The sequence below is a fragment of the Aeromicrobium sp. PE09-221 genome, assembly GCF_002174305.1.
Taxonomy (GTDB): domain Bacteria; phylum Actinomycetota; class Actinomycetes; order Propionibacteriales; family Nocardioidaceae; genus Aeromicrobium.
In genome coordinates this window covers 14,301-35,158 of record NZ_MIJB01000029.1, presented here as the reverse complement: position 1 = coordinate 35,158, position 20,858 = coordinate 14,301, and the positions used below count along the sequence as shown (strand labels likewise).

Sequence of the window (20,858 nt, the reverse complement as noted above, 5' to 3'; positions counted from 1 at the left end):
CGCCACCGCATCAGCGACCGGCGCCCGCGAAGCGTCGGGAGGCGACCACCGCGGCCCCACTGCCCGCGAGCAGGATGCCGAGCAGCAGCAGCTCGCTGGTGTTCTCCGGCGCACCCGCCTTCGGCAGGATGCAATCGCCACCGCCCGGTGCCTTCGGCGCGCTCTCGGCCTTGGCCTTGTCGCCGCCCTCCCCCGCATCGTCGCTGTCGACGATCGACACCGTATCGGCGGCGGGCAGCTTGGCGGTCAGGAGCGCCGGCACGGTGACACCCTCACTGGCGGTGGATGCACCCGAGGTGCCGCCCGAGCCGACCTGGAAGGTCAGCGTCGCCGACTCCGAGACCTGACCACCGGAGTTCAGCGTGGCCGACAACGTCATCGACACCTGATAGGTACCGGGCTCGGTGAACGCCCAGTTGCCGTGCTCGTGCACGTTGAGCGGCACGTCGAAGGACGACGGGAAGCCGTCCAGGCTGCCGAACTTCTTCTGTCCGACACCGCCGAAGGAGTCATTGAGGTAGACACCCAGCTCGCCGGGACCGTCGATGCCGTCGAGGCTGAAGGTGACCGGACCGGATACCTCGGAACGCACGGTCTCGTGCTGGGTGTTCCAACCGAGCCAGGGCACGTCGGCGATCTGAGTCTGGGGGATCATCCAGATCGTGTCACCGGGCTCGCCGAGGAACGAATATGCCTCGACATCCGGCACCTGCATCTCCGCCGCCGCACCCAACTGGAAGATCCGCGACGAAGGATCCACCCATTCCGGCGGCTGGGACCTATCGTCCTTGACCCGCGGAAGCAGCGCGTCGTTCTCGATGATCGGACCGAAGTCGAAGTGTCCATCGGACACGGTCTGGGCCGCGCCGCCACCTGAACCACCACCAGTACCGTCTCCGCCGCCGGCGGCTCCATCGCCGGACCCGACCCCACGTGTCCCTCCAGCGGCGATGCACGGGTCGAGGGCCTTGGGAGCCGAGCCGCCACCGATTCCGCCAGGCCCGGTACCGCCGGGGGCATTGCTGCCCGGAGCATCAGTGCCGGGAGCATCGGTACCTGGATCGTCAGTGCCGGGATCGTCAGTGCCGGGAGCATCGGTACCTGGATCGTCAGTGCCCGGGTCATCAGTGCCCGGGTCATCGGCGGTCTCGACCGTCAACGGTCCCCAGCCGACCAGCTCTCCCTCGGCGTCGTAGACGGCGAGCTTGTGATCGCCCTCCTCGAGATCCTCGGGGGTCGTCACGCCGGTCAGTTCACCCGAGGCGTTCAGACGGGCCCAGGAGGTCTGCTGCGGATCGGAATAGACGACGGGCATCAACCAGTCACCCTCGTCGGCCGCGGGGACCGAGACGGTCACCTCGTCGCCGGCCTCGATGGTCGACGGATTGACGGCGACCTCGTTCCGGTTGTCGCCGACGAGTTCCTCGTCGGCGAGCAACAGCTCCTCGTCCAGGTTCCCCTCGGGCGCGTCAACGCACGGACCGACCAGGAAGGTCAGCGTGTCGGTGCTGGTGACCGTCTCACCGGAGTTGAGCGTGGCCGTATGCGTCGTGGTGACCCTGTACGCACCGGACTCAGTGAACGACCAGTTGCCATGGGCATGGACATTCGAAGGGATCGAGAGCTCCTTCGGCCAGTCATCAGCGGTGCCGAGTTGCTTGATCAGGTTGCCGAAGCTGCCGGTCTGGAAGATGAACAGCTCGCCCGGTCCCTGGACCTCGTCCAGGGTCCACGTGGTCGGGCCGTTGATATTGGCGCGCGCCGACTCGTGCTGGGTATTCCAGCCGAGCCATGGAACGCCGGGCTGCTGGGTCTGGCCGATGTTCCAGACGGTGTCCCCGGACTCCCCGAGGAAGGAGAAGACCGGGCTGGGCGGAACCTCCATCTCCGCCGCCTCATCAAGACGGAACAGCAGGTCGCCGGCGGGACGCCATTCGGCGGGAGCCGCACGGTCATCCTTCACGCGTGAGATCAGCTCACCGCCCTCGACCTGGACACCGAAGTCGAAGTGGCCGTCGTTGACCTCCTCGGCCTCCTCGGCGACCTCGATACCGAAACATGGCTCGATCCTCGTGCCCTCGGCCTGCGGTGTCACCGCCGTGTCGACCTGCGCCGTCGACTGGGCGCGAGGCTGCACGACCTGCTGCTGCGGCGTCGGCTCCGACGCCGGGGCCGGAACGGGATCGGGGGCCGGAACGGGGGCAGGCTCAAGTGCCGGCGGGACGCTCGGCTCCGCGACCTCGATGCGGTACTCGGCCATCGGCCCGGTTGCCACGCCCTCGGCCGTGTGCAACCGCGGCACGACCTTGAGCACGTAGTCACCGGCCGCGCTGAAGGACCACGCGGTGCCCTCCTCCGCCGGGACGTCAAGAACCACGCTCTCAGCCTGGGCGCTGTCGAAGCGCAGCTGGGCATGACCGCTCTCATCCTCGGTCTCGATGGAGACATCTCCCGGACCATCGACGCTGATCTCCAGCGACAGCGACTCCGCGCCACTCGCCGCGGCGAGCTCGGTGTTCCACGAGAGCGCGGGCAGACCATCGGCCGGCTCAGTGCCGACCCGGTAGTCGCCATCGCCCGTGAGCGCCGCGTCGCCGTCGACCTGGATCACCACATCGGAGGGGTCCCACACCACCGCACGGTCGGCCGCGAGTCCGGTTCCATCGCGCACTTGGAGCACCGGGACACCACCGTCCGATGCCACATCGAATACGCCGATCTCACCACGGTCGAGGACGAGCGTCGTCGCAGCGGCCGGGGCCAGCCCGCCGAACGTCAACGCTCCGAACACGACCATGGCGAGAAGCGTTGTGAGCTTCTTCATCTTCTCGCCTTCCACGCGAACACTGTTGAGGTAAGAAGAAGATAACAGTTCTCATTATCATTTAAGCCACCGACCCGTGCTCATCGCGGGGACTCACTCGCTCAGTCGACGATGACGCTGCAGACGCCGGAAGCCCTGCGCAGTCGACGCCGCGCTCGCAGAGGCTCGCAGCGTCATCTCGAGCCGACTCCGCACAGCGGCTACGTCGAACCGCACGCCGATGGCGACCAGACCGTCCGGAGGTCCCGGCACGGGAGCCGGGGCAATATGCACCTGGTGACCGACGACGTTGACGAGATACCGCCGCAAGCGCTGCCGAGTCCGGATGCTCACGCAGCCCTTGATCCGGTAGACGCCGTCAGGAGGCGACTCCAGCAGATCAATCACCGCGTCCGCCTCGACCGGCCCCTTCGCTGGCACCGTCACGGCGGCGGCATGCTCATGCTCGACGCCATCGCCGCGGGCGAGCGCGGCCAGCGGGAGCTCATCGACCGGATCCGCGTCAGCGGCAACATCGAAGACGAGCGAAGGATCGATGCCGCCGCGCACGGCAGACAGGATCGGCACCTGCGGGTTGCTCACCCTGATCCGGGCAGCCAACCTCTCGACCGCCGCACCGCGCTCCGCGACGGGAATCCGGTCTACCTTGTTGATGATGATGAGCGAGGCCGCCTGATACCGCACCGGCGGGACTGCGTCGATGTCGACCGTGCGGCGATGTTCGAGGGCGTCAACGACATCGATCATCCCCCCGGGTCGCGCGTGGGACGCGCCGCTGAACCGGATGAGGCGGGCGAGCGCCAGCGGCTCCGCCACACCACTGGCTTCGATGATGACGGCATCGAGGCGCAACCGCGGGTGCGTCAATCGCTCCAGGGCGTCATCGAGTCCGCCGGCATCGGTGAGGCAGCAGAGACAGCCGCCGGCGATGGAGGCAGCCTCGTCGATCTGCCCGCTCACCAATGCGGCATCGACGTTGATGGCACCGAAATCGTTGATGACGACACCGGTACGGGCACCCGGCCGGGCGAGCAGGTGGTTGAGCAGCGTCGTCTTGCCCGCGCCGAGATGTCCGGTGAGACCGATGACCGGGATCTGTCGCATCGTCATCGCGTGAGCAGCCAGAAGGTGCTCTCCCCCAGACGCTGCACGCGCGCATCGGCCCGACCGGCCTCGTCAGCAATCGCGGTCGGATCGGGGTGGTGATACTCGTGCTCGACGGTGTCCTCGACCAGAACACGCTCCCCTTCGAGGGTCAGATAGCTGATGCGCCACCGCATCCGATCCCCGCCGATCGGCCAAGACTCGGCGATGGCGCTATAGGCGAGGTCGCCGATATGGGCGATGGTGAGCTCGAAAGGCTCGACCCGCCGTGGGCGCTCTGGGGGCTGCAGGTCGAACAACGCGGCGCCACCGTCCGGAAGGCGCCCGGCGATCTCGGCGAACACCGCCGCACGCTCCCCGGCATCGAAGTGCCCGAGAACGCCCAGGATGATCGCACCTCCGAGTCGTTCGGGAAGCGGAGCCGAGAAGAAGTCCTCGGGACGGACGGTGACCCGCTGGTGCCAGTCCGGGCGAGCCGCGAGCTTGTCCAGGATGAGAGCACGCATCGAGGGGCTCGGCTCGATGGCGAATAGATGAGCCTCGGGAACGCGATCCAGCACCGCTGCGGTGTTCAGCCCCGACCCAGCACCCAGGTCCAGTATCGGACCGACATTGGGGCGCAGGACGGCCAGCAGGGACTCCACTGCAGTCAGCTGGGCAGGTCGGGAGCTCGCGGCCATCAGATCGTAGAGACCGGCGGTCGCTCCATACCGGTCCGTGGCATCGCCCATGGGGTCAACATACATGAGAGTCATTTTCATCAGCGAGTAGACGGCGATGAATAGAAATATTGCAATTTGTTTATATGTGTGATGGGCTAGCCCAGTGGACGAGAGCGGCAACCTGGCCAAGACAGCGCAACTGCTCAAGGTACTCGGCAACGAGTCGCGGCTGAGATTGCTGCTGCTCTTGAGTGAGCGACCGATGACCGTCGGGGCCCTCGCCGAAACCACAGGGATGTCGCAGCCGCTGGTGTCCCAGCATCTGCGCACCCTGCGCCACACTGGTGTCGTCGTGGCGACGCGTGACGGCAAGGAGATCAGTTATGCTCTCGCCGACGCGCACGTCTCCCACGTCATCGCCGATGCCCTCGTCCACGCCCAGGAACCCGCCGCGGCCGATGGCGCCGCGGACTGATGAGAAAGGCAGTGATCCCCATGGCCGACACCGAGACCCGCGCCGAGCACACGATCGCCGAGCACCAGCACGGCGAGGACTGCGGACACGAGACCGTCCAGCACGACGACCATGTCGACTACCTCCACGACGGACATCGCCACGCCCTCCACGAGGACCACTACGACGAGCACTGAGCGCACCGCGGGCTTGACACCCCGCTTCCGCCGGGCCTAAGTTAAGCAATTAGTTAAATAAGGAGTTGCTTTAATGAGGGCCACCGATCGACTTAGTCTGGTGTTCAACGCGCTCAGCGATCCGACGCGACGCGACATGGTGACGCGCCTGTCGCGTGCGCCGATCACCGTCGGCGAGCTGGCCGGGGGGTACGAGATCAGCCCGCCCGCGGTCTCCCAGCACCTCAAGGTGTTGGAGCGGGCGGGACTCGTCACGCGGACCGCCAGTGCGCAGTGGCGCACCGTCACCCTGCACACGGAACCGCTCGATGAAGCGGCCGAATGGGTCGAACGGCACCGTCGCGACTGGAGCGAGCGACTCGACGCCCTCGAGGACTTCCTCGACACCACGAAGGAGCACGACGATGACCGAGCCTGAGTTCACTTTGACCCGGACCCTCGACGCCCCCGTCGAACGCGTCTGGGAGGCATGGACCGATCCCGACCAGCTGGCCCGCTGGCATCACCCGGTCGGGGTGAGCACGCCGCGCGAGACCGTGCGCGTCGACTTGCGCGAGGGCGGCACCTATTCCTACACGATGGTGGCCGATGAGACCGGAGAGACATATCCGACGGGCGGCACCTATCTGACGGTCGAGCCGCCGCACCGGCTGGTCTTCACCTGGGGCGCGCCGGGTGACGCCAGGGAGGACCAGCCGGTCGTCTCCCTGTCGCTGAGTGCGACCGGCGACGGCACGGAGCTGACCCTGAACGTCACCGGCATCGCGGGAAACCCGGGAGACGACGGCGTCTACGACGGCTGGAACGAGGCCCTCGACTCGCTCGAAACCCACGTCGACGTCTGATCCCCGCCCTCCGAGGACCGATGATGATGCGTTGTGGTCGCTATGACGACCTCCGTGCATCACCATCGGTGCGTGCCCCCTCGAGAATCGATGCGTTGTGGTCGCTATGGCAGCCACACCGCATCATCATCGGTCCGCGCCCGCGCGAGCCGGAGTCAAACCGTGAAGTCGACCCCCTGGGCGAGGGGGAGCTCGCCGGAGTAGTTGATGGTGTTGGTCGCCCGGCGCATATAGGCCCGCCAGGCGTCCGAGCCGGACTCCCGGCCGCCTCCGGTCTCCTTCTCGCCGCCGAAGGCGCCGCCGATCTCCGCACCGGACGTGCCGATGTTGACATTGACGATGCCGCAGTCCGAGCCTTCGTCGGAGACGAACAGCTCCGCCTCAGCCTGGTCCTGGGTGAACACCGATGACGACAACCCCTGCGGGACGTCGTTGTTCAGGGCGATGGCCTCGTCGAAGTCGTCATAAGGCAGCACGTACAGCAGCGGCGCGAAGGTCTCGGACCGCATGATCTCGGTCTGCGCCCCCATCGACACGATCGCCGGCTCCACGTAGAAGGCGTCCGCCGCCGCATCGGCGAGGACGCGGGAGCCGCCGGCCACCAGAGTGCCGCCATCGGAGATCGCCGTCTCGATCGCGCCGCCCATGGCGGCGTACGCCGGCTCACCGATCAGCGGGCCCACCAAGGTGCCGTCGGCGGTCGGGTCGCCGATCGGGAGCCGGGCGTAGGCTTCCGCGAGCCGTTCGGTGAGCTGATCGGCGACGGACCGATGGGCGATGACCCGGCGCATCGTGGTGCAGCGCTGACCGGCGGTACCGGCCGCGGCGAACACGATGCCGCGCAGGGCCAGGTCGAGGTCGGCCGACGGCGTGACGAGCGCGGCGTTGTTGCCGCCGAGCTCCAGCAGCGAGCGGCCGAAGCGGTTCGCCACCCGCGGGCCTACAGTGCGACCCATCCGCGTCGACCCCGTGGCGCTCACCAGCGCCACCCGCGGATGATCGACCAGCGCCTCGCCGATCTCGGGACCGCCGACGACGACCTGGCTGACCGCAGGTGGCGCGCCCTCCTCACGCAGCGCGCGGTCCAGCAGGGCCGCGCTCGCCCAAGCGGTCAAAGGCGCCTGCTCGGACGGCTTCCAGACGACGGTGTCGCCGCACACCAGCGCGATCACGGTGTTCCAGGACCAGACGGCCGCCGGGAAGTTGAAGGCGCTGATGACTCCGACGACCCCGAGCGGATGCCAGGTCTCCATCAATCGGTGACCGGGCCGTTCCGAGACGGAGGTGCGTCCATACAGCTGGCGCGAGAGACCGACCGCGAGATCGCAGATGTCGATCATCTCCTGCACCTCTCCGCGAGCCTCGGAGGTGATCTTGCCGACCTCCAGGCTCACCAACGTGGCGAGGTCCGCCTTGTGCTCGGCCAGCAGCTCGCCGAGTCGCTTGACGACCGCGCCCCTCGCCGGGGCGGGCGTGCGACGCCACTCGAGGAAGGCCTCGTGCGAGCGCGCGACCACGGCATCGACCTCGTCGGTATCGCTCCAGCGGATGCCGCCGAGCGAGGCTCCGTTGATCGGCGACCGATGTGCACCATCGCCCGCGAGCGCCTCGACATCGACCCCGCATCGGCGGGCAGCGTCGAGGGCCTGCGGTCCGAGGATCTCCGGGCCGGGGATCTGGGTTCGGGGCATAGGGGTCATCAGCTCCTCGCGTCGCGGGCGGTGTCCCCGGCGCGAGCGCGGCCCCGAGCCGAGGAACACCACCATCCTCGCTCCGGCAGCCACCGCTGTCGATGGTCCCGTGCTACCGGCTCGATGCGGCGAGGCGAACTCCTGGGTGCGCACCCAGGCCAGATGGTCGTGGATGAGTGGGACCGCCGATGCTCCCTCACCGGCGGCGGACGCGGCGGCCGCCGGACACCTGCCTTCGCCGAGGACGTGCAGTCCCACGGCCCGAGGACAAGAACGCTCCTGACTCCCTCACCGCGACTGTGCCTGATCGACACGGAGACTGGGGAACTGAACTGACGACGACCTAGCGGTTGAGGTGGGTGTCGTGGCCTACTCGGGCGCGACGACCTCTAGGCCGTGGGCGCGGGCGGCTTCGGCAAGCCTGATGTCGTAGGTCAGGATCGCCGAGGCCTCGACGCCGAGGGCACCGGCGAGGTGCAGGCCGTCGAGACTACGCAGACCTTCCTGTGGGTACAGACCCGCTTCGCGGAACTGATCCCTTCTCAGTGGAGTGAGGGTCACACCGTCGAGAACAGCCGTGATCAGCAACTGATCGATGCGGTGCCGCACACCGATCCGACGCAGCTCGGTCTCCAGCAGATCACTGGAGACGACAGCCGGATGTGCTGCGCCGTGTCGCCGCCGGAGAGGCGATGGAGGTGACGAATCGTGGCGTCGTCGTCGCCCATCTTTCCCCTGCCGCGACTCCGGCACTGCCCTTCCCGGTATCGCGGCCCGTTAGCGTCCTCGAGGTGGATCGCGAGCCGGTATCGAAGTGTTCGCGCGATTGGCTCCGACGACCCGTCCAGCTCGCCAGGTTTCTCCCCTGGGCAGGGATCGAAACCACCGCTGCGACCATGGAGCCCCCGACAGGATTCGAACCCGCGACATCCTTATTACAAGTAAGGCGCTCTACCAACTGAGCTACAGGGGCGTGCGCGACCATCGTAGGGCACGCCCGCCAGGCACGGGCACCACTGGTGCCGCCTCCCACCTGTGACCTGTGATCTGCGCGATACTGGGGCGATGCCCGACTACGAACGGCTGCTGGCCGCGACCGCCGACCTCGACACGCCCTATGCGATCGTCGACGAGGAGGCACTGTGGGCCAATGCGCACGATCTCATCGCCCGCGCCGGAGGACGCCCGATCCGGCTCGCCACCAAATCCGTACGGGTGCGGTCGATCATCAAGAACGCTCTGACTCTCGATGGCATCAGCGGTCTGATGACGTACTCGCTGGCCGAGTCGATCTGGTGGGCCGATCAGGGGATCGACGACATCCTGCTGGCCTATCCGACAGTCGACCGTCACGCGCTGCGCGAGCTCGCCGCCCAGGACAGCAGGCTCGCCGCGATCACACTGATGGTCGACTCGGTCGACCATCTCGACCTCATCGACCACGTGCTCGGGCGTGAGCATCCGGCCATCCGCGTCGCGATCGATGTCGATGCCTCCTGGCGGATCGGCGGCGCTCATCTGGGCGTCCGACGCTCCCCCGTCCACTCCAAGCGGCAGGTGCGACGGCTCACGCAGGCGATCGTCGACCGTCCCGGCTTCACCTTCAGCGGGCTGATGTTCTACGACGCGCAAATCGCCGGTCTGCCCGACACATCGCTCGCCGTGCGGATCGTCAAGCGCCGATCGGATGCCGAACTGCGTCGTCGCCGCAAGAAGATCGTCAAGGCGGTGCGTGCCATCACCAGCGTCGGACTCGTGAACGGCGGCGGCACGGGCAGCCTGCACGTCACGGGCCGCGATCCGGTGGTCACCGAGCTGACCGCCGGTTCCGGCCTCTTCACCCCCACGCTGTTCGACCATTACCGCGCCTTCACTCCGCGGCCTGCGGCTTTCTACGCGCTGTCGGTCGTCCGCAAACCCGCGCGGGAGATCGCGACCTGCTACAGCGGCGGCTACATCGCCTCGGGCCAGACGGGGCCGTCCCGCGCACCCCGGCCCGTGTGGCCCGAAGGACTCTCGCTGCTGCCCGCCGAGGGAGCGGGCGAGGTCCAGACCCCCGTCGAGGGGCGCGCCGTGCGCTCCCTGTCGATCGGCGATCGGGTCGTCTTCCGGCATGCCAAGGCCGGCGAGATGTGCGAGCGCTTCGACGAGGTCGCGGTCGTCACATCCGGAGGCCAGGTCGTCCGCACTCCGACCTACCGCGGTGAGGGCAAGAACTTCCGATGACCACCTGGACCAACTGGGGCGGCAATGTGATCGCCTCCCCCGCCCTCGTCGCGACCCCCGGCACCACCGCCGAGGTGGCCGATCTCGTGCGCGCGCACGCATCGGTCAAGGCGGTCGGCGCGGGACACTCCTTCACCGAGATCGCCGTCACCGAGGGCGCACAGCTGCGGCTCGACCGGATGAACCGGGTCCTCTCGCATGACCGGGAGACGGCACGGGTGCGGGTGCAGGCCGGGATCTCCCTGCACGACCTCAACCCGCAGCTGCAACGGCGAGGGTTAGCGCTGCCGAATCTCGGCGATGTCGACCCCCAGTCGATCGCGGGCGCGATCGCCACCGGGACGCACGGCACCGGCGGACGCCTGTTCGGCATCGCCAAGGCCGTCGTGGCACTGCAGCTCGTCACCGGCGACGGCTCCGTGGTCGAGGTGGATGCCGATCATCCGTGGTTCGATGCCGCACGCGTGGGGCTCGGGGCACTGGGCATCATCACGGAGGTGACCCTCCAATGCGTGCCCGCCTTCCTGCTCCACGCCCGGGAGGAGCCGATGACGCTCTCGACCGTGCTCGGCGGTCTCGACGATCTCGTCGACGGGAACGACCACTTCGAGTTCTACTGGTTCCCGCACACCGAGAAGGCGCTCACCAAGCGCAACAACCGGGTCGCGGACGGCACGCCCCGCGCGCCCCTCTCGCGCTGGAAGCACTGGCTCGACGACGAGTTCCTCTCCAACACGGTGTACGAGCGCATCAATCGGATCGCCGCCGCGAAGCCCGCACTCATCCCACGGCTGAATGCGATCTCGGGCTCCACCCTCGGTGCCCGCGAGTACACCGATCACTCGTACGACGTGTTCGTGTCTCCGCGCACGGTACGCTTCCGCGAGTCGGAGTTCGCGATGCCGCGTGAGGCCGCCCAGCAGGTCATCGCAGAGCTGCAGCGCTGGTTCGAGCGGCGGGAGCAGTTCATCGGCTTCCCGATCGAGGTCAGGTTCACCCGCGGCGACGATATCTGGATGTCGACGGGCTATCAGCGCGACACGGTCTACATCGCGGTGCACCAGTACCACCGCAGCGACTACACCTCGTATTTCGCCGCGGCGCAGGACATCTTCGTCGCCCACGAGGGGCGACCCCACTGGGGCAAGCTGCACACGCTCGATGCCGCCTATCTGGCTCAGGTGTATCCCCGTTTCGAGGACTTCCTCGCCGTCCGGGAGCAAGCGGACCCCGAGGGACGCTTCAGCAATCCGTATCTGGACCGTGTACTGGGCTGAAAGTCCTTTCAGCGACGTTCAGCCAGGCTTCAGCGAGGTCGGCCGAGACTGACGCCATGAACATCAAGGACACGATCTCAGGGAACAAGAAGAAGACCATCCTCGTGGGCGGTATCGCCACGGTGCTGGTGCTGGGGGCCGGCGGCGCGGCGATCGCCGGGGTTGCGGGCAACGACGGTCTCCGCGGCGGTGACCGTGACCGGGCCGGCGAGGCGGCCCTCGAACATGTCGGTGAGGGCGAGGTGACCGATGCCGAGCGCGGGGACGACGATGATGTCGAGGCCTACGAGGTCGAGGTCACGCGCCCCGATGGCAGCGATGTCGACGTGAAGCTCGACGAGGACTTCGCCGTCCTCGACAGCGACGACGACCGGGACGACGGACGCGATGCCGATGACCGGGCCGTGAGCGAGGACGAGCGGGCCAAGGCATCCGAGGCCGCCCGGGCCGAGGTGCCGGGCACGGTCCACGATGTCGAGGCCAGTGATGACCGGATCGGCGATGCTACGGCCGCGTACGAGGTCGAGGTCGTGGCCGAGGACGGCACCGAATGGGATGTCTGGCTCGATGACCGCTTCACGGTCCTCGACAGCCGCCGGGACTGACCCGGGGCGGTGACCGACACACTTCTCGCCCATCGGGGCGGTGGGATACGCACCTCTCACTCGCATCGAGACGTGCGTAGATCACCGCCCCGGCCAGCGAGGGGTGCGCAACTCGCCACTCTCGGGAGAGGGAGAGTCCCGTGTCAGGGGAGGAAGAGGCGGGCCACGAAGTAGAAGAGGGCGGCGACCGTGGCTGCCGCGGGGATCGTGACGACCCAGGCGACCACGATGCCCTGTGCCACTCCCCAGCGCACGGCACTGAACCGCTGCGTCGCACCCGCGCCCATGATCGCCGAGGTGATCGTGTGGGTGGTCGAGACCGGCGCGTGCAGGCCGATCGCCATGACATAGAGCACCGAGGCCGCGGTCGCCTCGGCGGCGAAGCCTTTGGGCGGGTCGAGTTCGATGATCCGGCGCCCGAGGGTGCGCATGATCCGCCACCCGCCGGAGTAGGTGCCGGCCGCGATGGCCGAGGCGGCGGCGACGATCACCCAGAAGGGCACGTCGTTGCCATCGTGCAGTCCGCCCGCCACCAGGGCGAGCACGATGATGCCCATGGTCTTCTGCGCGTCCTGCAGCCCGTGGCCGAGGGCCATACCGGCTGCCGAGATGGTCTGCGCGAGCCGGAAACCGCGGTTCACCCGGGTGGGTCGGGCCTTGCGGAAGACCCACATGATGATGACCATGACCAGATAGGCGCCGAGGAAGCCCACCGCGGGCGACAGCACCATCGGGATCGCGACCTTGTTGACCAGCAGATCCCAGCTCACGGTCGTCGCGGAGGCGATGCCCGCACCGACGATGCCGCCGATCAGGGCATGCGAGGACGACGACGGGATGCCGAAGTACCAGGTGATGAGGTTCCAGGTGATCGCGCCGATGAGTGCCGCCAACACGATCGTCAGGGCGTGGGCAGAGCCCTCTCCCGGTGCCGAGTCGATCTGGATCAGCTCTTGGATCGTTTGCGCCACGCCGACACCGAGCCAGGCACCGACGAAGTTGAGGATGGCCGCCATCGCGAGGGCGACGCGCGGCGTGAGGGCGCGGGTCGAGACCGAGGTCGCGATCGCATTGGCCGCGTCATGGAAGCCGTTGGTGTAGTCGAACACCAAAGCGATCACGACGACGGTGACCACCATCGCCAGGGTGAGATCCACCGGTCAGGACTCCTTGACGGTGATCTGCTCGATCGTATTGGCAACCGACTCGAAGGCGTCGATCGCCTGCTCGACGGACTCGACGACGTCCTTGAGCTTCAGCACCTGCATGGCTTTGTAGCTGCCGTCGAAGAGGTGCGCGAGGATCCGCCGGTGGTTGCGATCTCCCTCGTTCTCGAGCCGGTTGATCTCGATCCAGTACTCCTCGAGATCGGTCATCGTGCGCAGCCGCGGCATGGCCTCGGCCGTGAGCTGCGCCGCACGCTGGAGCACGGCGATCTGCGCGGCGAAGGCCTCGGGGAACTCGCTGACCCCGTAGAGCACGATGCTGTCGACCGACTCGTCCATGTGGTCCATGACATCGTCGAGATTGCTCGCGAGATCGTAGATGTCCTCACGATCGAAGGGGGTGATGAAGGTGCTGTTGACGCGCTTGATGATGCGATGCGTCGTCTCATCGGCCTGATGCTCGGCCTCTCGCATACGCTCGGCGATGTCGCCATTGTCGATATCGACGTCGAGCACCTGGGCGAGCAGATTCGCTCCGCCGACGAGGTGCTCGGCGGCTTCGGTGAAGAGCTCGTAGAAGGTCGTTTCGACCGGTCGGATGCGGAACCGCACGCGGTACTCCTAGAGAGGCGGAAGTTGGCCGCCCACCATGCTAAACGGCACGTGTCCAGCGGCATGAGTCGCGGTCATCGTTCGTTCATCTGCTGGTCGTGTGCCGCAGAAGGGTCGACCGGGAGAGTGTCGATCTCGACCCCCGAGGCAGCGATCATCACCCGGCCGACCGAGATGGATCTCGGTCAGGATGGCGTCGTCGCGCAGACCCTCGTCGAGGGGTTCGAGCTCGCCTGGGGGGGAGGTGGCTCCACAAAACGCAGCGTGCCGCCGACTACCCCTGGGCGTCGATCACTCCGAGGACCGCAGGGAGCACCGCGCTCCAGCGCTCGCGGAGCTCGGCCACTCCCACCTCGAACTGGCCGTCGACGACGATCCGGTCGCCACCGGTGCGGCCGATCGAGGCGAGCTCGACACCGAAGCGCTCGGCGAGGGAGACGAAGGCCTCATGGTTCTCCTCGGCGACGACGACGAGCGCACGGCCCGTGGTCTCACTGAACAGGTCGACGAACGGGTCCTCGAGCTCCAGCGTGACGCCGATACCGTGGCGGAAGGCCGCCTCGGCGGCAGCGACCGCCAGCCCGCCATCGGAGAGATCGTGCGCGGACTCGACGATGACCTCCTTGGCGGCGTGCACCATGAGATCGGCCAGTCGACGCTCGGCATCGAGATCGACCGCGGGCGGCAGCCCGCCGAGATGACCGTGGACGACATCGGCCCAGGTCGATCCCGACAGCTCATCGGCACTCTCGCGGCCGACCAGCAGCACGTGCGCGCCTTCGCTACGGAAGCCGGTGGCGATCCGCTGGCGCACATCGGCCATGACGCCGAGCACGCCGACGACGGGTGTGGGCAGGATCGGGATCTCACCGGTCTGGTTGTAGAAGGACACATTGCCGCCCGTGACGGGGATGCCGAGCTCGGCGCAGGCGTCCTTGAGGCCGTGGGTGGCGCGCTCGAACTGCCACATGACGTCCGGGTCCTCCGGCGAGCCGAAGTTCAGGCAGTCCGTGACGGCGAGCGGCAGTGCACCGGACATCGCGACATTGCGGTAGGACTCGGCGAGCGCCAGCTGGGCCCCGGCATAGGGGTCGAGCTTGGCGAAGCGGCCATTGCAGTCGGTCGAGATCGCGACGCCGAGGCCGGTCTCGTCGTCGATGCGGATCATGCCGGCATCGTCGGGCTCACCGAGCACCGTGTTGCCGAGGACGTAACGGTCGTACTGCTTGGTGACCCAGCCCTTGTCGGCGATATTCGGGCTGGTCAGCACCTGCTCGAACTGCTCGCGCAGCTGCTCACCGGTCGACGGACGCGGGAGCCGTTCGGCGGCGTCCGCCTGCAGGTCGTCCTGCCAGGAGGGACGCGCATAGGGGCGCTCGTAGACCGGCCCGTCATGGGCGACGGAGCGCGGGGGCACGTCGACGACGGTCTCACCGTGCCAGTCGATGACCAGGTGATCGCCGTCCGTCACCTCGCCGACGACGACGGCCTCGACATCCCACTTCTCGCAGATGTCCATGAACCCGGACAGGTGCTCAGGCTCGACGACCGCCATCATGCGCTCCTGGCTCTCGCTCATGAGGATCTCCTCGGGCGAGAGCGTGGAGTCCCGCAGCGGCACGTGGCTGAGCTCGACGTGCATGCCACCGTCACCGGCGCTCGCGAGCTCACTGGTCGCGCAGGACAGCCCGGCGCCGCCGAGGTCCTGGATGCCGTTGACGACACCGGCGGCGAAGAGCTCGAGCGTGCACTCGATGAGCAGCTTCTCCATGAACGGGTCGCCGACCTGGACGGCGGGCCGTCTGCTGGGACCCTCGGCGTCGAAGGTCTCCGAGGCCAGGACGCTCACGCCACCGATCCCGTCGCCGCCGGTACGGGCGCCGTAAAGCACGACCTTGTTGCCGGCGCCGGTGGCATGGGCGAGGTGGAGGTCCTCGTGACGCAGCACGCCGACGCAGAGCGCGTTGACGAGCGGATTGCCCACGTAGGTCTCGTCGAAGACGACCTCGCCGCCGATATTGGGCAGGCCGAGGCAGTTGCCGTAGCCGCCGACTCCGGCGACGATGCCCGGCAGCACGCGGGCGGTGTCGGGCGCGTCGAGGGGACCGAAGCGCAGCGGGTCCATCACCGCGACGGGGCGCGCGCCCATCGCGAGAATGTCGCGCACGATGCCGCCGATACCGGTGGCGGCACCCTGGTAGGGCTCGATGTAGCTGGGGTGGTTGTGCGACTCGACCTTGAAGGTGACCGCGTACCCCTGGCCGATGTCGATGACGCCGGCGTTCTCGCCGATACCGGCGAGGGTCTTGCCGAGCGGCGTCTCCTGCGGGAGCTCGCCGAACTTGCGCAGGTGCACCTTGCTGGACTTGTAGGAGCAGTGCTCGCTCCACATGACGGAGTACATGGCGAGCTCGGCACCGGTGGGGCGGCGGCCGAGGATCTCGCGGATGCGCTCGTACTCATCAGGCTTGAGTCCGAGCTCGGCCCAGGGCTGCTCGTGGTCGGGGGTGGAGGAGGCGTGCTCGACGGTATCCAGCGTCACGACCCCAGCCTACTGGTGACGCTCGTTCCGCCGGTCCGGGCATCTCGCGCCCGTCGGGTCAGCCGATGAGCTCCGAGGGCACGAGGCTCAGGGCGAACGGTTCCGCGACGTCGAAGCGCCCGGCGCCGGTGGCCCGGGCCACCTCGGCGTACTCGTCGTCGACCAGTGCCCAGGCCGTCACCGACGGCTCGTCGGGATCGATCACCCAGTAGTGGGCACCGCCGGCACGTCGCAGCCGCTCCTTCTTCAACAGCAGATCGATGTTGCGCGTCGACGGCGACAGAACCTCCACCGCCAGAAGGGGAGCAGCCGGCAGATCGCGCTCGGTGAACGCTTCACGGGCTGCCACCAGGAGATCCGGCTGGATGACCGTGTCCTCAGCTAGCACCACATCGACAGGAGCGAAGAACACCTCCTCGCTCTCCGGGCAATGGTCCTCGAGAATACGCGACAGCTTCCGGATGACCCGCTGGTGGACCAAGCGCGGCGCCGGACTCACGAGGAGCACCCCGTCGATGAGCTCGTAACGGTGCCCATCATCGGGCATCGCGTCCAGATCGTCGCGGGTCAGCGCCCTGCCGCGCGGCAGGCCGAGCACCTCCGGAACAGCCATGGCAGTCATCGTAGTTCGCTCCTTTCCCCATGACCATCAGCGAAACGGACACGAGGCGCGATCGCCAGGACGCCGATCGAAACTGTGGAGAACATCGGCCTCGCGCGACCCTGTGGACACCTCAGTCCTGGGAGACCACCGTGAACTCGTGCTCGACCCGCAGATCCGGCTCGGACTCGAAGACGACCACGGTGGTCCCCGCTCCGACCGCGTCGAGCCGGATCACCGATGGGCCGTCCTCAGGCGCCGGCACCTCGGCCGCCAGCACCGAATCGTCCTGAGACGAAACCGTCCAGTGGGTATCAGGGACATCCACGATGACATCGATGCTCTGGCCGATGCTCAAGTCCTCCGCGAAAGTGGGCAGCTCGGGCAGAGGCAGCACACGGTCGGCCGACTGCCGACTCTCGGACGCGGCATCCGGCTCCTCGGACCCGCCCGTACAGGCGGCCGTTGCCGCGAGCCCGGTCAGCATCGCGGCAACGGCCATCACACGACGGAAGCCGAGCTTCACGGCGCCTCGCCGAGCAGTTCTTCCAGGTCGAGGGCCGCCCGGTTGTTCAACCGGTAGGCGGTACGTACCTCGTCCTCCATCAATGCGATCTCGTCGGCCGTGAAGCCATAGGAGTCGAGCGCCGCGCGATACCGGTCTTTGAAAGCCCGTGGGTCGTCGATCTGCTCGAAGCGGTAGAACTCCGCCCCCCGCCAATCAGTCAGCTCATAGGCCTTGCGGAACCTCTTGCCGATCGACTGGCCCCCCGAGAGATCACCGAGGTAGCGCGTGTACTGGTGGGCGACGAACAGCGGCACCGAGTCGAAGATCACCTCATTCAAACGGTCGACATAGGCCGCGATCCGTGGCGTCGCGATGACCTGCTCGTTCCAGGACGGCCCGAGCCAGAACTCCAGGTCGCGTTCCAGCGCCGGTACCCGATCGAGCTCCGGGAACCGGAAGGGGAATCGGCCTTCGGCGTCGTGGTGGCGGGCCGCCTCCTCCAGCGGCCGGTACATCTGCAGATGCTGCACCACCTGCGCCGCCACCTGCTCGCCGTTGAGCCCTCCCCGCAGGAAGAGCTCGTAGTAGCGGCCGGGTTCGGCAGCTTCCTCGGCACCCTCCGAATGGGCGCCACCGAACGACACCGCCCGGAGCCGTGCGGAGAGGGTCTGCTCATTGGTCGTAGCCGTCATGGCCACCGTCCTTTCAATCGATCACGTCATGGGTGCGGGGCCCGGCCGCCCGGCACGGGCGGCCGGACCCCAGGGAGCTGTCCCTCCGGCGGACGCTCAGAGGCTCTGGCGCCTCCGCAGCATCAGACCAGCGGCAATGGCTCCCATGGCGGCCAGGATGGCGGCAAGTCCGACGGCCGCACCGGTCGTCGGCAGCGAACCGTCAGCCTTCGGTCCCGGCGCATCGAGATCGGTGCCGGACCCGGCGTTACCGGAGCCCGCACCATCGGTGCCACCATCGGTACCGCCATCGGTACCCCCATCGGTACCGCCATCAGTGCCACCATCGGTACCGCCATCGGTGTCACCGGGGACGGTGAAAGCCGCCCAGCCGACAAGGGCATCGTCCTCATCGGTGACCGCCGCACGATGCTCGCCAGGATCGAGCTCGACCTCGGCCGAGATGCGACCATCGGCGGAGACCAGCTTCCAACCGAGCGACTGCGGATCGGAGAACACCGTTAGGCCCAGCCATTCGCCGGACAGGTGCTCGCCGACGTCCATGACCAGGACACCGTCCTCGTAGGAGACGAATTCCACGTCTCCGGCCGTGTCATCGGTCAGTTCGTCCTCACCGGGCACCCGGGGGTCGCCCGCCGGCGGCTGCGCCACGGCCTCGGTGACGGTCAAGGTCGCTGCAGCAGAGGTCACCTCGCCGGCGCTATTCGTGGCCACCACACGGAACCGGGCACCATCATCGGCCAGCGTGGTCTCGGCGACCGTCAACTCAGAACCAGTCGCATCCGCAACATCGGACCACTCATCCGAACCAGCAGCCGCACGCTGCCACTGCAACTCCGGAACCGGATCACCAGCCACCTCCACCTCGAAGGACGCCGACTCACCCTCGACCACCGACACCGACACCGGATCGGTCGTGAACGACGGAGCCACGCTCGTATCGACCGTGTAACCCAGCGTGATCGGCAGCGGCTTCTTGTAGGAATCGGCGCTCGACCCGCTCTGGTAGAAGAACGACCGGATACCCGAGTACAGCAACGACGTGAACTCGTTCGGGAACGAGGCGGTCGAACCGGTCATCCAGGTGCCCTCATCGGCCTGGCCTTCCCAGATCGGATCGACGGTCAGAGAAGAGACGCCGTCCTCATCGGTCGTGACCTCCGCGTCACGGAACGTCGCGACAGTCACCCGGACAGGACCGTAGTCGTACTCGGCCATGCCCTCGATCCGGAAGTAGCCCGAGAACTCCGCAGTCACATAACCCTCACCCTCAGGACTGATATGCACCTGCGGATCGGTGAAGTTCCACTGATTCGCCGCACCAGAGGTGACCCGTGCCGTGCCCTCGAAGGAGATGACGGTGTTACCGGCAGCATCCTGAGAACCAGAACCCTCGCTGAACGTGAACTTCCGCTGCGTGTTGTACAACGGATCACCCTCGACGAGATCGGGGACGGTCACATTGCCACTGATCGCCTGCTTGTCGAACCAGTAGCCGAAGCTGTTGTACATATTGGCGATCGACCAGTCCAGCGAGGCCGAACCGACCTGACGCACACCCTCATCACCGACGACGATGTCATCGATCACGCGCTTGGGGTCGACCACCTGATACCGGCCCGCCGAGGTGGTCTCCGAGGGCTCGAAGGCCTCAGCATCGTCCGGGGTGAACGTCGCCGTCACCGACCGCTCCCCACCAGCAGGCCAAGCATCGGTGACCACCGACGCGGCACCGTCCTCGACCTCGGCCCTGCCGAGACTGGTGTCACCATCGAAGAACTCCACGACGCCAGCAGCATCCTGCGGAGTCACCGACGCACGCAGCTCTCCTGGACCAGCCCTGCCCACGAAGAACCCGGGGAAGTCCGAGCCATCGGGCCCGAGCACCCGCACCGTCGTCGGCTCAGCCACCACGGCCGCCTCGGTGACGGTCAAGGTCGCCGCAGCAGAGGTCACCTCGCCGGCGCTATTCGTGGCCACCACACGGAACCGGGCACCATCATCGGCCAGCGTGGTCTCGGCGACCGTCAACTCAGAACCAGTCGCATCCGCAACATCGGACCACTCATCCGAACCAGCAGCCGCACGCTGCCACTGCAACTCCGGAACCGGATCACCAGCCACCTCCACCTCGAAGGACGCCGACTCACCCTCGACCACCGACACCGACACCGGATCGGTCGTGAACGACGGAGCGACCCCCTCGTCGACCTCCTCGAAGGAGACCGGGGTGAAGGTCTCGACTCCCTCGTTGACCTGACCGTGGGCCCCGATCGTGATGACACCGCACTGCTCGACGAAGCAGTCGATCTCGCCACCGGCCTGTGCCTCGAAAAGGGGACCAGGAATGACCAGTTCGGCTTGGAAATCGCCGTTCGCATCCATCGTCGGTACACCCGGTTGTGTCGTACTGCCGGGATAATTGACCATGCTCTGGTAGACGCCCGCGCCGGCGGCGTACTTGTAGTTCACCCCCGCGACGCCCCGCTTGGACGGGCCCCAGCTATCGGGATCGGCTGGATCTTTCGGCGTCACCACACCGAACAGCAGATAGGCGCCACCGAAGCTGCTGCCCGAGGGCGTGGTGGTCGCGAAGCCGGAGCCGTCGAGGGTGAGCGTGCTTTCACCGTCGGTGTTCAGCCCGGCATCTGGAGTGACGGTAAGAGTGCGCTCGGCACCATTCGACAGTGGGACAGCCTGCGTCTGCTCGGCTGCTGCCGGCGCGAGTGTGGCCACCCCGAGCGCACTGACCGCCGTCGCGACAACCGCCGCTCGTCGCGACCGCCGCAGCACATCGCGGGATCGAGGGGATCTCTTCATTGCTTTCCTTCTGTGTGGGGCTCGGACACAAG

General features: G+C 67.4%; 19 protein-coding genes and 1 tRNA gene. 7 read left to right on the top strand and 13 right to left on the bottom strand.

All coding sequences use genetic code 11. The features are described from left to right. Nucleotides 1-10: 10 nt before the first annotated feature. From BHE97_RS16005 to BHE97_RS15995, 3 genes are all read right to left on the bottom strand, one after another. Complete coding sequence (locus BHE97_RS16005) at nt 11-2,824, bottom strand: TIGR03773 family transporter-associated surface protein (protein ID WP_140400196.1); 2,814 nt, start codon at nt 2,822-2,824, stop codon at nt 11-13. Between the two features lie 93 nt (nt 2,825-2,917). Then, on the bottom strand, nt 2,918-3,934 hold the full coding sequence (locus tag BHE97_RS16000; RefSeq protein ID WP_236757744.1) for a GTP-binding protein: 1,017 nt from the start codon (nt 3,932-3,934) through the stop codon (nt 2,918-2,920). Further along, nucleotides 3,931-4,659 (bottom strand): class I SAM-dependent methyltransferase, encoded by a 729-nt coding sequence (locus BHE97_RS15995; RefSeq protein WP_236757743.1) that lies wholly within the window; start codon nt 4,657-4,659, stop codon nt 3,931-3,933. The genes BHE97_RS16000 and BHE97_RS15995 overlap by 4 nt, the downstream gene beginning before the upstream one ends. Nucleotides 4,660-4,753: 94 nt before the next feature. Between BHE97_RS15995 and BHE97_RS15990 the strand changes: the two genes are divergently transcribed. From BHE97_RS15990 to BHE97_RS15975, 4 genes are all read left to right on the top strand, one after another. Continuing rightward, nucleotides 4,754-5,065 carry a metalloregulator ArsR/SmtB family transcription factor gene (locus BHE97_RS15990; protein ID WP_087625031.1) on the top strand — a complete coding sequence of 104 codons (312 nt, stop codon included), beginning with the start codon at nt 4,754-4,756 and terminating at the stop codon, nt 5,063-5,065. Continuing rightward, the gene (locus tag BHE97_RS15985) at nt 5,065-5,241 is read left to right on the top strand and encodes a zinc transporter permease (RefSeq protein WP_236757742.1); all 177 of its coding nucleotides are present in this window, start codon (nt 5,065-5,067) and stop codon (nt 5,239-5,241) included. Before BHE97_RS15990 ends, BHE97_RS15985 begins: the two co-directional genes overlap by 1 nt. Before the next feature lie 73 nt (nt 5,242-5,314). After that, nucleotides 5,315-5,659, top strand: a complete 345-nt coding sequence (locus tag BHE97_RS15980) for a metalloregulator ArsR/SmtB family transcription factor (protein WP_087625030.1) — start codon at nt 5,315-5,317, stop codon at nt 5,657-5,659. Next, nucleotides 5,646-6,086: an SRPBCC domain-containing protein gene (locus tag BHE97_RS15975; protein ID WP_087625029.1), complete on the top strand. Its 441-nt coding sequence runs from the start codon at nt 5,646-5,648 to the stop codon at nt 6,084-6,086. Before BHE97_RS15980 ends, BHE97_RS15975 begins: the two co-directional genes overlap by 14 nt. A gap of 155 nt (nt 6,087-6,241) precedes the next feature. Here BHE97_RS15975 and BHE97_RS15970 read toward each other — a convergent pair whose 3' ends face one another. The 3 genes from BHE97_RS15970 to BHE97_RS15960 all read right to left on the bottom strand — a co-directional run bounded on the left by BHE97_RS15970 (nt 6,242) and on the right by BHE97_RS15960 (nt 8,750). Continuing rightward, nucleotides 6,242-8,035: an aldehyde dehydrogenase family protein gene (locus tag BHE97_RS15970; RefSeq protein ID WP_236757741.1), complete on the bottom strand. Its 1,794-nt coding sequence runs from the start codon at nt 8,033-8,035 to the stop codon at nt 6,242-6,244. A 111-nt stretch (nt 8,036-8,146) separates the two neighbouring features. Next, the gene (locus BHE97_RS21015) at nt 8,147-8,530 is read right to left on the bottom strand and encodes a type II toxin-antitoxin system VapC family toxin (protein WP_170931460.1); all 384 of its coding nucleotides are present in this window, start codon (nt 8,528-8,530) and stop codon (nt 8,147-8,149) included. A gap of 144 nt (nt 8,531-8,674) precedes the next feature. After that, nucleotides 8,675-8,750 (bottom strand) — tRNA-Thr (locus BHE97_RS15960). Nucleotides 8,751-8,842: 92 nt separating this feature from the next. On the opposite strand from BHE97_RS15960, the gene BHE97_RS15955 reads away from it, so the two are divergent. From BHE97_RS15955 to BHE97_RS15945, 3 genes are read left to right on the top strand one after another with little or no spacing between them, the layout of a single operon-like run. After that, complete coding sequence (locus BHE97_RS15955) at nt 8,843-10,003, top strand: amino acid deaminase/aldolase (protein ID WP_087625027.1); 1,161 nt, start codon at nt 8,843-8,845, stop codon at nt 10,001-10,003. Next, a complete protein-coding gene (locus BHE97_RS15950) occupies nt 10,000-11,280 on the top strand; it encodes a D-arabinono-1,4-lactone oxidase (RefSeq protein WP_087625026.1) in 1,281 nt (426 codons plus the stop codon). Before BHE97_RS15955 ends, BHE97_RS15950 begins: the two co-directional genes overlap by 4 nt. A 56-nt stretch (nt 11,281-11,336) precedes the next feature. Beyond that, nucleotides 11,337-11,885: a PepSY domain-containing protein gene (locus BHE97_RS15945; protein ID WP_087625025.1), complete on the top strand. Its 549-nt coding sequence runs from the start codon at nt 11,337-11,339 to the stop codon at nt 11,883-11,885. A 143-nt stretch (nt 11,886-12,028) separates the two neighbouring features. Here BHE97_RS15945 and BHE97_RS15940 read toward each other — a convergent pair whose 3' ends face one another. The 7 genes from BHE97_RS15940 to BHE97_RS15910 form a co-directional block, all read right to left on the bottom strand. Beyond that, the gene (locus BHE97_RS15940; protein WP_170931459.1) at nt 12,029-13,042 is read right to left on the bottom strand and encodes an inorganic phosphate transporter; all 1,014 of its coding nucleotides are present in this window, start codon (nt 13,040-13,042) and stop codon (nt 12,029-12,031) included. Between the two features lie 3 nt (nt 13,043-13,045). Further along, the gene (locus tag BHE97_RS15935) at nt 13,046-13,663 is read right to left on the bottom strand and encodes a DUF47 family protein (RefSeq protein ID WP_087625024.1); all 618 of its coding nucleotides are present in this window, start codon (nt 13,661-13,663) and stop codon (nt 13,046-13,048) included. Nucleotides 13,664-13,937: 274 nt separating this feature from the next. Further along, nucleotides 13,938-16,205: a phosphoribosylformylglycinamidine synthase subunit PurL gene (purL, locus tag BHE97_RS15930; protein WP_087625023.1), complete on the bottom strand. Its 2,268-nt coding sequence runs from the start codon at nt 16,203-16,205 to the stop codon at nt 13,938-13,940. Nucleotides 16,206-16,263: 58 nt separating this feature from the next. Continuing rightward, nucleotides 16,264-16,818 carry a Uma2 family endonuclease gene (locus BHE97_RS15925; protein WP_236757739.1) on the bottom strand — a complete coding sequence of 185 codons (555 nt, stop codon included), beginning with the start codon at nt 16,816-16,818 and terminating at the stop codon, nt 16,264-16,266. Nucleotides 16,819-16,939: 121 nt separating this feature from the next. Beyond that, on the bottom strand, nt 16,940-17,332 hold the full coding sequence (locus BHE97_RS15920) for a hypothetical protein (protein ID WP_087625021.1): 393 nt from the start codon (nt 17,330-17,332) through the stop codon (nt 16,940-16,942). Then, nucleotides 17,329-18,006, bottom strand: coding sequence for a biliverdin-producing heme oxygenase (locus tag BHE97_RS15915; RefSeq protein ID WP_087625020.1), 678 nt, complete (start codon nt 18,004-18,006; stop codon nt 17,329-17,331). Before BHE97_RS15915 ends, BHE97_RS15920 begins: the two co-directional genes overlap by 4 nt. Nucleotides 18,007-18,102: 96 nt before the next feature. Continuing rightward, nucleotides 18,103-20,826: an immunoglobulin domain-containing protein gene (locus tag BHE97_RS15910; RefSeq protein ID WP_087625019.1), complete on the bottom strand. Its 2,724-nt coding sequence runs from the start codon at nt 20,824-20,826 to the stop codon at nt 18,103-18,105. Nucleotides 20,827-20,858: the final 32 nt, after the last annotated feature.

What these genes read in the sequence shown, in the direction of transcription:
- BHE97_RS15985 (WP_236757742.1), top strand. Translation starts at nt 5,065, where the DNA reads ATGAGAAAGGCAGTGATCCCCATGGCCGACACCGAGACCCGCGCCGAG.
- BHE97_RS15950 (WP_087625026.1), top strand. Translation starts at nt 10,000, where the DNA reads ATGACCACCTGGACCAACTGGGGCGGCAATGTGATCGCCTCCCCCGCC.
- BHE97_RS15915 (WP_087625020.1), bottom strand. Translation starts at nt 18,006, where the DNA reads ATGACGGCTACGACCAATGAGCAGACCCTCTCCGCACGGCTCCGGGCG.
- BHE97_RS15910 (WP_087625019.1), bottom strand. Translation starts at nt 20,826, where the DNA reads ATGAAGAGATCCCCTCGATCCCGCGATGTGCTGCGGCGGTCGCGACGA.
- BHE97_RS15975 (WP_087625029.1), top strand. Translation starts at nt 5,646, where the DNA reads ATGACCGAGCCTGAGTTCACTTTGACCCGGACCCTCGACGCCCCCGTC.
- BHE97_RS15945 (WP_087625025.1), top strand. Translation starts at nt 11,337, where the DNA reads ATGAACATCAAGGACACGATCTCAGGGAACAAGAAGAAGACCATCCTC.
- BHE97_RS16005 (WP_140400196.1), bottom strand. Translation starts at nt 2,824, where the DNA reads ATGAAGAAGCTCACAACGCTTCTCGCCATGGTCGTGTTCGGAGCGTTG.
- BHE97_RS15955 (WP_087625027.1), top strand. Translation starts at nt 8,843, where the DNA reads ATGCCCGACTACGAACGGCTGCTGGCCGCGACCGCCGACCTCGACACG.
- BHE97_RS15995 (WP_236757743.1), bottom strand. Translation starts at nt 4,659, where the DNA reads ATGGGCGATGCCACGGACCGGTATGGAGCGACCGCCGGTCTCTACGAT.
- BHE97_RS15980 (WP_087625030.1), top strand. Translation starts at nt 5,315, where the DNA reads ATGAGGGCCACCGATCGACTTAGTCTGGTGTTCAACGCGCTCAGCGAT.
- BHE97_RS15925 (WP_236757739.1), bottom strand. Translation starts at nt 16,818, where the DNA reads ATGGCTGTTCCGGAGGTGCTCGGCCTGCCGCGCGGCAGGGCGCTGACC.
- BHE97_RS16000 (WP_236757744.1), bottom strand. Translation starts at nt 3,934, where the DNA reads ATGACGATGCGACAGATCCCGGTCATCGGTCTCACCGGACATCTCGGC.